This window comes from Streptomyces sp. NPDC092369, from assembly GCF_044755245.1.
Lineage (GTDB): Bacteria > Actinomycetota > Actinomycetes > Streptomycetales > Streptomycetaceae > Streptomyces.
Map to the genome: position 1 here is coordinate 163,639 of NZ_JBIVQP010000011.1, position 12,742 is coordinate 176,380.

Sequence of the window (12,742 nt, forward strand, 5' to 3'; positions counted from 1 at the left end):
GTCACCCGGACCAGCGCCTCCCCTTGTTCAGCGAGCCGTCGGGGTCACTCCCCCGCAGTCCGACGCGAACGCAGCCACGCGGAGACGGCGTCCCAGGCCAGCCCCAGCACTTCGGGCCGCGCCATGTCGGAGTGCTCGCAAGGCAGTCCGACGGAGGAGACCGCGCCACTGAGATACGGCTCCCACAGCGCCGTCGGGGAGAAGTCCGCCGGCTTTCCCTCCTCCGCGACGAGGAGCAGCGTGTCGCCGTCGAACCGGCCGAACTCGTGCTCGGCCCTGATCTCCGTGTTGTTGCGGTAGATCCGCGCCATGAGCATGAGCTCCTCGTCCGAGAAACCCCCGAGCAGATGGCCCAGTTCGGCACGGATCCTGCTCACCAGTCCGGCATCGACACCGTGCGCCGACACGGCGGGCCCGGCCGGTACCGCCGAAGCGTCATCGGCAGGAGCGCCGGCCGCCGGAAGCGGAGGATAGGCATCCATGAGGATCAGCGACACCTCCTCGCCCTCGGCCCGCAACCGCACCGCGATCTCGTGCGCGGGAGTACCACCGAACGACCATCCGACGAGGTGGTACGGCCCCGACTCCTGCACGCTGCGCAGCTGTTGGACGTACTCCGCCGCCATCTCCGCCACGGAGCCCGCCACTTCACTCGTGCCGTCGAGACCACGCGCCTGGAGTCCGTACAGCGGATGCCCCTCCGGGATGTACCTGGCGAAGGGCAGATAGCACCAACTCAGGCCGCCACCGGGGTGGATGAAGAAGAAGGCCGGATCGCCGCCCGTGGTCCGGATCGGCAGGAGCCCGCCGAGCGCGTCCTGGACGGACGACAGGTTCAGGGTGCCCATCAGCCGGGCGGGAGTCGGGTTCGCGATCAGCTCCCGCATCGAGACCGACACACCCCGGGCACGCAGCCGCTCCATCAGGGTGACCGCCAGCAGCGAGTGTCCGCCCAGCGCGAAGAAGTCGTCGTCCACACCGACCGAGGGCACGCCCAGCACTTCGGCGTACGCCTCGCACACCACCTCCTCGAGCACCCCGGCGGGTCCACGGCCACGCGCCTCCCCGGCGGCCGACCCCGGCAGGTGCTGAGGCGCGGGCAGCGCCCTGCGGTCGAGTTTCCCGTTCACCGTCAGCGGCAGCACGTCGAGCACCACTACCGCGGACGGCACCATGTACGGCGGCAGCCACTCCGCCGCGAACTCCCGCACGGCTCCGGCGAGGACGGCCGGCTCGACGGTTTCGCCACCGGACGGGACGACGTACGCGACCAGCCGCTTGTCACCCGGCGTGTCCTCCCGCACGACGACCGCGGCCTGACTCAACTGCGCCTGCGTGGCGAGCACCGCCTCGATCTCGCCCGGCTCGATCCGGAAGCCACGGATCTTCACCTGGTCGTCCGCCCGCCCCGCGAACAGCAGTTGGCCGTCGGCCGTCCAGCGGGCCCGGTCCCCGGTCCGGTACAACCGGGAGCCGTCCGTGGCGTACGGGTCCGCCACGAACCGTTCCGCGGTCAGGCCCGCACGGCCGACATAACCGCGAGCCAGTCCCGCGCCCGCGACATACAGCTCACCGGCAACCCCCACCGAGACCGGCTCCAGGCGCTCGTCCAGCACGTACACCCGCGTGTTCACCACCGGCGCACCGATGGCCACCACCTCCGCCTCCGTGTCGCAGCGCCACAGCGTGGCGTCCACGGTGGTCTCCGTCGGGCCGTACGAGTTGAACATCACCCTGTCCCTGGACCAGCGCGCCATCACCTCCGGCGGGCACGCCTCCCCCGCCACCACGAGCACCGTCTCCGAGTCGAGCGACTCCTCGTCGAGTGTCGCCAGCACGGCCGGAGGCAGAGTCGCGTGGGTCACACCCCGCTCCGACAGGTAGCGCGGCAGGGCGGTTCCGAGCCGCCGGTCGGCCGGTACGACGACCAGCGCGGCCCCGGTCAGCAGGGCCATCATCCACTCCCAGCCGAACGTGTCGAACGCCGCCGACGCGAACTGCGCCACCCGTGCCCCGGGGCTCACCCCCAGATTCCGCACATGGCCCTCGATCAGACTCGCCACGCCCACGTGGGAGACGAGCACGCCCTTCGGCCGGCCCGTAGAACCCGAGGTGTAGATCACGTACGCGGGGTTCTCGGACCGCAGAACACCGCGCTCCGCGACGCTCAACGTCGCGGAGTCGAGCGCCGCGACCTCCCGGGCCAAAGCCGGGTCGTCGACCACCACCCGTGAGACACCGTCAGGCACGACCTCGTGCAGCGCCGCCGAGGTCAGCACGATCCCCACCCCCGCGTCCCGCACCACATAGGCCAGCCGTTCGGCCGGGTACTCCGGATCCAACGGCACATACGCGCCACCGGCCTTCAGCACTCCCAGCAGCGCCACCAACAGGCCGGCACCCCGTTCCAGGCAGACCCCGACCAGCGACTCCGGGCCGACGCCGAGACCGACCAGATACCGTGCCAGCCGGTTCGCGCGGGCGTCCAGCTCCGCGTACGACAGTTCGACGTCCTCGGCCACCACGGCGACCGCGTCGGCGGCGCGCGCCACCTGCGCCTCGAACAGCTCCGTGATCGTCCCCTGGCCGAGCTCCGCCTCCGTGTCGTTCCACACGGTGAGCACCTCGCGCCGCTGCTCCGGGTCGAGCACGCCGACGGCCCCGATCGCGCTGCCGGGATCGTGCAGCAGGGCGGTGACCAGATGGTCGAGGCAGGTGTGCAGCAGCTTGGCGATACGCTCCGCGTCCGCGGTGGCCACGGCGTCCACGGTCAGCCCGAACCCGCTTCCCTCGTCGTCGACGGCCACGGTCACCGGGTAATTGGTCGCCTGCCTGCTGTGCATCGTCCTGATGCCCTCGAAGGCACCGGCGCCGCCCTCCCGCGCCGCCGGCGGTGAAGTCCGCTCGTTGTGCCGGTAGTTGAAGAGGGACGTGAACAGCGGGCTGCCGCCGGGTACTTGGGCGGCCTGCTGCGCCAATGCCAGCGGCGCGTGCTCGTGCACCAGCAGCTCCGCCAGTTGGTCCCGCAGGCCGGACAGGGAGTCCTTCACGCCCGTGGAGTCCACCCGGACCCGTACCGGCAGCGTGTTGAGGAACAGACCCGGGACGCGGTCCGACCCGGTACCGGCGTTCATCCGGCCGAACAGTACGGTGCCGAACACCACGTCGTCCCGACCACTGATCGCGGCCAGCACCCGCGCCCAGGCCAGGTGGAACACGGTGGCGGTGCTCATCCCCAGCGAGCGGGCCACCTCCCGTACCTGGGTGCCCAGTTCGGCGTCGACGGCCAGCCGGGCGCGGGTCACACCACTTCCGTCGCCGTGAATGTCGGCGAGTCCGTACGGTGCGGTCGTCTCCTCGACGTCTCCGAGCAGTTCGGCGAAGTACCGCTCGTGCTCCTCCCTCGGCACCCCCAGCCGGGCCTGCGCCACGAAGTTCCGGAACGGCAACGGCTCCGGCAGGGAAGCCTCCTCACCCGAGAGGAACGCGCGCAGTTCGGCCAGCAGGACGTCCTGAGTGGTGTGGTCCTGGACCAGGTGATGAATACGCAGCAGCACCAGCCACCGGTCACTGCCAGGATCGGCCGCCACCTGCACCCGGATCAACGGAGCCCGGGTCAGATCCATCCTGGCACCACCCAGAGCCAGCATCTGCGATACGGCCTCGCCATTCTCCGCATCGAGCACGACCTCCTCGACCGGCAACTCCACTTCCCGCAGCACGACTTGGACGGGCTCGCGCAGGCCCTCCCACACGATCGCCGTGCGGTAGATGTCGTGCCGGTCCACCACTCGCTGCAACGCACCCAGGAACGCGTCCAGCCGCTCCCGCGAGTCGAGCCCGAGGACGCGGGGGGAGGCGTACACGTCGTGTCCGGTGTCCGCCTGGAGCAGATAGTGGAAGAAGATGCCTTCCTGGAGCGGGGCGAGGGGATAGACGTCAGCGATGTTGCCCGCGCCACCAGGGACCTGCCCGGTGAGGCGCACGATCTCGCCCTCATCCAACTCGACCAGAGAGAGCATGTCCGGAGTGATCTCGACCGCACCCTCCACGAGACGGTTCGGCGGAACCACCACCGTCTCCGGAGCAGCCACCACGGCCAACCCCGCCACCGTCGGCGTCTGGAACAACGCCCGCACCGAGATCGACACCCCCCGCTCACGCAACCGCTCCACCAACGACACCGCCAACAGCGAATGACCACCCAACTCGAAGAAGTCATCCTCCACACCCACCGACGGCAGCCCGAGAACCTCGGCAAACGCCTGGCACAGGATCTCCTCCTGCACACTCACCGGCCCCCGCCCGGTGCCCGTGGCAGCGGCACGGTCGGGGGCGGGCAACACCCCGCGATCCAGCTTCCCGTTGCCGGTCAGCGGGAGAGCGTCCATCACCACGACGGCCGAGGGCACCATGTGCTCCGGCAGCCGGGTTCCGGTGAACTCGCGCAGCGTGCGGGCGAGGTCAGCCGGATCGGTGTCCTCGTCGGAGGGCACGACGTAGGCGATCAGACGTACATCACCCGGCACGTCTTCGCGGGCCACGACCGCCGCCTGGGCCACCAGCGGATGCGCAGCCAGGACGGTCTGCACCTCGCCCGGCTCCACCCGGAACCCCCGGATCTTCACCTGCTCATCCACACGGCCGGCGAAGACGACCTGACCCTCGGAGGTCCACCGGACGCGGTCGCCCGTGCGGTACATCCGCTCGCCTACGCCGCCATAGGGGCAGGCCACGAACCGCTCCGCCGTCAGACCAGCCCGGCCCACATACCCCCGCGCCAACTGCGCGCCCGCAATGTACAGCTCCCCCACCACACCCGGAGCGACCGGCTGCAAACCCTCGTCCAGGACGTAGAACCGGGTATTGGCCACCGGAGAACCCACCGGAACCACTCCCGATGCGGCCATCTCCGCCGTCAGACGAGTCGTCGCCACACCGATCGTCGCCTCGGTGGGGCCGTAATGATTGAACACCCCCCGATCACCCGCGCCCGCCAGCAGCTCACCCACCAACTGCGCGGAAGCCGCCTCACCACCCAGGACAAGAGACTTGGCGGGCAGTACCGCGGCCGCACCCAGCGCGGCGACATGCGAGGGGACGGCCTTGAGGAAATCGATCCGATGCTCGGCCAGATACGACGACACCGCTACCGGATCCGTGACCGCGTCCTCGTCAAGAATGTGGAGTTCACCACCAGAGGCCAGAGCGGCGAACACCACCGTGTTGCCCAGGTCCGTGGCCTGCGCCTGCAACACCGCGAACCGGCCCGGCCCCTCGAAGCCCACCCGCGCCGGCACCGACCCGACATAGTTCGCCAGCGCCCCGTGCGTGACCGCAACACCCTTCGGCCGCCCCGTCGAACCCGACGTATAGATCACATACGCCACCTGCCCAGGCACCACACCCGGGACCTCCGGAACCGTCACCGGAAGCGCCGCCAGCTGCATCGCTACCAGGGGACCATCCACCGCCACCAGCCGCTGCCGGCCCGCCGGAAGATCCTCCAACACCTCCTCGGACGTCAACGTCAGGACAGCACCGCTGTCGGCCAGCATGAACGCGATCCGCTCCGCCGGCTGACCCGGATCCAACGGCAAATACGCCGCCCCCGCCCGCCACACACCCACAATCGCCGCAACCATGTCCACACCCCGCGGCAGGCACAACCCCACCACCGACTCCGCACCCGCACCCTGCGCCCGCAAGAAATGCGCCAACCGATTCGCCCGCGCATCCAACTCCCCATACGACACCGACACTCCGCCGGACATCACCGCGATGGCATCCGGCGTCCGCACCACCTGCCCACCGAACAACTCAACAACCCCAACAGGCGCCACCCCGCCCGCCGTCTCATTCCACACCTCAAGAACCCGACGACGCTCAACCGCACCCAGCACATCCACCGAGGAAATCGGTGCCTGCGGGTCCTCGGCGAGGGCTGACAGCACTCGTACGAGGGAGCCGACGAATCGTTCGACCGTGTCGGCCTCGAACAGATCCGCCGCGCCCGTGACCATGCCGCCGAGACCGGCCGCGCTGCCTTGGTCGTCGAAGTTCTCCCCCACGAACACGGTGAGATCGAACTTCGCGCCGACGTCGGCCATCGGAGCCGGGCCGGATTGAGTCTCCGCCTTCTTCTTTGTCCTGCTCTTGGACCTCGCTTCGGGCACCTCGACGGTGTCCTGGAAGGTCAGCATGACCTGGAACAGCGGCTGGCGGGCGAGCGACCGGGCAGGGGCCAGTTCCTCGACCAGGCGCTCGAACGGAACGTCCTGGTGCGCGAAGGCACGTAGCCCCTTCTCCCTCACCTGCTCAAGGAGTTCAGCGAAGGTCGGGTCCCCGGACAGATCGCTCCGGATCACCAACGTATTGACGAAGCAGCCCACCAGATCGTCCAGGGCTTCGTCCGTCCGCCCGGCGATCGCGCTCCCGATCGGGATGTCGGAGCCGGCACCAAGCCGGTTCAGCGTCGCGGCCAGGCCCGCCTGGAACAGCATGAACAGGGTTACGCCCCGCTGCCGTGCCAGTTCCCGCAGCCGCTGGTGCGACTCGGCCGGCAGGCTCCACTTCACGCCGTGGCCCCGGTGGGAGGGCACCGCCGGGCGCGGCCGGTCGAAGGGAAGCCCCAACTCCTCGGGCGCACCTGCAAGTTCGTCATGCCAGTATGCGACCTGCTGGGACAGGACGCTCTCAGGGTCCTTCTCGTCGCCGAGCAACTCCCGCTGCCACAACGTGTAGTCCGCGTACTGCACCGGCAGAGGAGCCCACTGCGGCGAAAGGCCCGCGCGGCGTGCCTCGTAGGCCGTGGACACGTCCCGGGCCAACGGGCCGTTCGACCAGCCGTCACTGGCGATGTGGTGCACCACCAGGACGAGCACATGCTCGTCCGCGCCCTCCGTGCCCTCCGCGAACAGCCATGCCTGGATGGGCACTTCGTTCGCGAGGTCGAACTCGTAGGCCGTAGCCGCGGCGACCGCGGTCGTCATGTCCGTCGGCTTCTCTGAGTCGGCCAGGTCGACGATGTGCAGATCCCAGGACAGTTCCGAGGGGTCGAGAATGCGCTGGTACGGCTCGCCGTCGGAGGTCGCGAGGATCGTGCGCAGCACCTCGTGCCGCGCGAGCACGTCACGCAGGGCCGCGGCCAGCGCCGCCCGGTCCACCTGACCGTTCAGGCGGAGCACGGTCGGCATGTTGTACGTAGGGCTCGGGCCCTCCAACTGCGCGATGAACCACAGCCTGCGCTGTGCGTACGACAGGGGAACCCGCGCCGGCCGCTCCCCGGCCACCAACGCGGTCCGGCTCCCAACGGCGCCGCCGAGCCGAGTGGCCAGGCCGGCCGGTGTCGGCGCCTCGAACAAGGCCCGGAGCGGCACCTCCGTGCCCAGCACCGTCCGCACCCGGCTGATGAGCCGGGTGGCCAGCAGCGAGTGCCCTCCGAGGGCGAAGAAGTCGTCGTGCACACCGACGCTGTCGAGCCCGAGCACCTCGCCGAACGCGGCGCACAGGAGTTCTTCCTGCACGGTGGCAGGCCCTCGGCCCGCGCTCTGCGCGTACTCCGGGATGGGCAGCGCCTTACGGTCCACCTTCCGGTTCACCGTCAACGGCAACGCGTCGAGGACGACGATCGCCGACGGCACCATGTAGTGCGGCAGCCGTGCGGCCGTGAAATCCCTTGCTCCCACTCGCAGTTCTTCGGCATCCGTGGTGTCGCTCGTCCGCACCACGTAGGCGACCAGACGTAGGTCACCCGGCAGGTCCTCGCGCGCGATCACCGCCGCCTGGGTGATCTCAGGGTGGGCCTCGAGTACCGCCTGCACCTCGCCCGGCTCGACCCGGAATCCGCGGATCTTCACCTGCTCGTCCGCACGCCCCGCGAACACCAACTGCCCATCCGCAGTCCACCGAGCCCGGTCTCCGGACCGGTACATCCGGCCTCCCGTCGGCCCGAACGGGCACGCGACGAACCTTTCCGCTGTGAGGGCGCTGCGGCCGATGTACCCGCGGGCCACTTGGTCGCCGGCGATGTACAGCTCGCCAACCGCCCCCACCGGCACGGGGGCGAGATGTTCGTCAAGCACGAACAGCATGGTGTTGGCGATCGGCGCGCCCATCGGTACCACCGGGCCCGGCTCGTCGCCCACCGGACCGGCCGCGACGATCACCGTCGACTCGGTCGGGCCGTAAGAGTTGATCAGGCGACGGCCTTCGTTCCACACCTCCGCTTGGGCCGCCGACAACGGTTCGGCGCCCACCCGCAAGGTGGACACGTCGACCAAGTCCGCCGGTTCCAGTACCGCCAGCAGGGACGGCACCACGCTGGCCGTCCGCACACCCGACTCCCGTATCAGCCGACCCAGTTGCTGGGGATCGGCACGATCGGCGGCCCCGGCCACAACAAGAGTGCCCCCGGCCGTCAGGGTCGCGGCCACGTCCAGCACCGAGGCGTCGAAACTGAACGAAGCGAACTGCAGAACCCGCACTCCTGGACCAGCGCCCAGCACCGGGCGCAGCGCGGCGGCGACGTTCCTCATTCCACCGTGCGTGGCCTGGACGCCCTTGGGTCGCCCCGTCGAACCCGACGTGTAGATCACGTATGCCGCCTGGTCGCCGGCGAGGTGAATGCCGGGTGCCGTCGACGGCGCCTGCGCGAGGGCGGTGATGGTCTCGATGTCGTCGAGATTCAGTGCGGGGACGGTCAGGTGCCGGGTGAGTTCGGACAGTCCCACGACTGCGGTCGCACCACTGTCGGCGAGCATGAACTCCAGCCGCTCGACCGGGTATTCGGGATCCAGCGGAACGTAGGCCGCACCCGCCTTCCACACACCCAGGATCGCCGCAACGATGTCGACACCCCTGGGCAGGCACAACCCCACGACTGACTCGGGACCGATACCCCGCGCCCGAAGGACATGCGCCAGCCGGTTTGCCCGGACGTCCAGGTCCCCGTACGACAGCTCCACATCCTCGAACACCACCGCAACAGCACCAGGATCAGCCGCCGCACGCTGGGCGAACTGCTCCGGCACCAAAACATCCGGCACCACGGCCGCAGTGTCGTTCCACTCCTCGACCACCAGACGACGCTCATCCTCGTCCAGGATGTCGACCGCGCTCAGCGGAAGGGTCGGGTCGGTGACGAGGGTTTCCAGGACGCGTCCCCAGCGGTCCGCCAGCCGTTCGACGGAGTCCGCGTCGAACAGATCGGCTGCGGCTACAACGGAGCCGCGCAGCCCACTCGGAGCGCCTTGCTCGTCGTACAACTCAGTGGCCGTCACCTCCATGTCGAACTTCACCGATGCCGCACCGGAAGCCCCTGCACCCGCCGGCAGTCCACCGCTCTGCACGCCGGGCAGGTCCAACGCGGCACGTGCGTTGTTCTGCAGCGTGAACATGACCTGGAAGAGCGGGTGCCGTGCCAGCGAACGGACCGGCGCGAGTTCCTCCACCAGCCGCTCGAACGGCACATCCTGATGCGCGAACGCACCAAGCCCCGCCTCCCGCACCCGACTCAAGGTCTCCACGAACGTCGGGTCGCCTGAAAGATCGGCACGGATGACCAGACTGTTCACGAAGAACCCGACCAGATCGTCGAGCCCTTCGTCCGTACGCCCCGCCACCGCCGACCCGATCGGAATGTCGGTCCCCGCGCCCAGGCGCGAGAGCAGCGTCGCGAGTGCCGCCTGCAACACCATGTAGACGGTCACGCCCTCAGAACGCGCCAACTCCACAACGCGCGCATGCAATTCAGCGGATGCCGACAACTGAACCTGATGGGCCCGGTGCGAGGCGACGGCCGGGCGCGGCCGATCGAAGGGAAGCTCCAACTCCTCAGGAACACCGGCCAACGCGTCTCGCCAGTAGGCAACTTGAGCGGAGAGGAGGCTGTCGGGGTCGTTCTCGTCGCCGAGCAGGTCCCGCTGCCAGAGCGTGTAGTCCGCGTACTGCACCGGCAACGGCGCCCACTCCGGCACCCGACCCTCAACACGCGCCGCATACGCGACCGACAAGTCACGCGCCAGCGGAGTCACCGACCAGCCATCACCCGCAATGTGATGCACCAGCACCACCAGGACATGCTCATCCGGACCCACCTCGAACAACGACACCCGCAACGGGATTTCAGCAGCGAGGTCGAACACATACTGACCCGCCCGTGCCACCGCCTCGTCAAGCCCGTCCCGCTCCACCGCCGCCACCGCGAGCTCGAACCCGCACTGCGTGACGGACAGGATCCGCTGATACGGCTCACCCTCCACCGCGGGAAACACCGTCCGCAGCACCTCATGACGCCCCAGCACATCCCGCACCGCACCGGCCAAGGCTGCCTGGTCCACACCACCCGACAACCGCACCACGGTCGGAATGTTGTAGGTCGCACTCGCCCCCTCAAGCTGACCCAGGAACCACAACCTGCGCTGCGCGAACGACAACGGCACCCGCCCCGGACGCTCAACCCGACCCAGCACCCTGCGGGCAACCCCCGCACCCAGCAACCGCGCCGCCACTCCCGCCGGCGTCGGAGCATCAAACAGGACCCGCAACGACAACTCCACCCCGAGCACCGCACGCACCCGGCTCACCAATCGAGTCGCCAACAGCGAATGCCCACCCAGCACGAAGAAATCGTCATCCACACCCACGGACGACAGACCCAGAACCTCCGCGAACGCACCGCACAGGATCTCCTCCTGCACAGACGCAGGCTGGCGCCCAGCACCAGATGCATACTCCGGAACCGGCAACGCCCCACGATCCAACTTGCCATTCACCGTCAACGGCAACCCATCCAGCACCACCACCGCAGACGGAACCATGTACGACGGAAGCCGCTCCCCAACGAAGGCACGCACCGCCTCTGGCGACACCTCCGAAGCACCGACCGCAACGACGTAAGCGACAAGGCGTTTGTCACCCGCCGTGTCCTCGCGCGCGATCACCGCCGCCTGAGCGATCTCCGGGTGCGCCTCCAGCACCGCCCGCACCTCACCCGGCTCCACACGGAAGCCACGAATCTTCACCTGCTCATCCGCACGCCCCGCGAACACCAACTGCCCATCCGCAGTCCACCGAGCCCGGTCCCCTGTCCGGTACATCCGCTCGCCCGCACCCGCATACGGGCAGGCCACAAACCGCTCAGCCGTCAACCCGGCCCGACCCACATAGCCGCGCGCCAACTGCGCGCCCGCCACATACAACTCGCCCACCACGCCCGGCGCCACCGGCTGCAGTCGCTCATCCAGTACGAACAGCCGCGAGTTCACCACCGGCCGCCCGATCGGCAACACCCCCTCCCCACCCAACACCCGAGCCGTCGACACAATCACCGTCGACTCCGTCGGCCCATACGCATGCACCAGACGCCGACCCCGCGACCACACCCCCGCCAACCCCGGCGGCACCGCCTCCGAACCCACCACCATCGAACCCACCCCGGCCCACTCCACCGGATCCAACACACCCAACAACGACGGCACCACACTCGCCGCCCCCACACCCGCCCCACACACCAAACCCGTCAACAACGCCGCATCTGCACGCTCAGCAGCCCCCGCCACCACCAACACGCCCCCGGCTGACAGCGTCGCGGCCACATCCAACACCGAAGCGTCGAAACTGAACGACGTGAACTGCAGAACACGGACCCCCGGACCCACACCCAACTCGGAACCCAACGCGACCACCATGTTCGCCACACCACCATGCGTGGCCTGCACACCCTTGGGCCGCCCCGTCGAACCCGACGTGTAGATCACGTATGCCGCCTGGTCGCCGGCAAGGTGAATGCCGGGTGCCGTCGAGGGCGCCTGCGCGAGGGCGGTGATGGTCTCGGTGTCGTCGAGATTCAGTGCCGGGGTGACGAGGTGCCGGGTGAGTTCGGACAGTCCTACGACAGCGGTCGCACCACTGTCGGCGAGCATGAACTCCAGACGCTCCACCGGGTATTCGGGATCCAGCGGAACGTAGGCCGCACCCGCCTTCCACACACCCAGGATCGCCACGACGATGTCGACACCCCGCGGCAGGCACAACCCCACGACTGACTCGGGACCGACACCCTGCGCCCGCAGAACATGCGCCAGCCGGTTCGCCTGGACGTCCAGGTCCCCGTACGACACCTCTACACCCTCGAACACCACTGCGACGGCACCAGGATCAGCCGCCGCGCGCTGGTCGAACTGCTCCGGCACCAAAACATCCGGCACCACACCCGCCGTGTCGTTCCACTCCACCAAAACCCGACGACGCTCACCCTCGTCCAGGACGTCGACAGCAGACAACGGCAGCTCGGGTTCACTGACCACGGTCGTCAGCACACGTACCCACCGTTCGGCCAGGCGCTCGACGGACCCTTCGTCGAACAGGTCCACCGCGCCGGCGAGCGAGCCGCGTAGCCCTGCCGGAGCACCCTGTGCATCGAACACCTCGGAGGCGGTCAGCTCCAGGTCGAACTTCACAGCCGTTTCCCCGGACAACTCACGCGTCTCGGTCGGGAGTCCACCTGTCCGTACTCCGGGCATGTCCAGCGTCGCGCCGGCGTTGTTCTGCAGGGTGACCATCACCTGGAACAGCGGGTGCCGTGCCAGCGAGCGGACCGGCGCGAGTTCCTCCACCAGCCGCTCGAACGGCACATCCTGATGCGCGAACGCACCAAGCCCCGCCTCCCGCACCCGACTCAAGGTCTCCACGAACGTCGGGTCGCCTGAAAGATCGGCACGGATGACCAGACTGTTCACGA

At 69.0% G+C, this 12,742-nt stretch carries 1 protein-coding gene (cut by a window edge); it reads right to left on the bottom strand.

Annotated features, from left to right (window positions below; genetic code table 11):
• Positions 1–44: 44 nt before the first annotated feature.
• Positions 45–12,742: the 3' portion of a non-ribosomal peptide synthase/polyketide synthase gene (locus ACIQI8_RS43855; RefSeq protein ID WP_402364462.1), read on the bottom strand. Its footprint extends 10,456 nt past the window's final position; 12,698 of the gene's 23,154 nt are visible here — the last part of the coding sequence; its start codon lies beyond the right edge, outside the window; it ends in the stop codon at positions 45–47.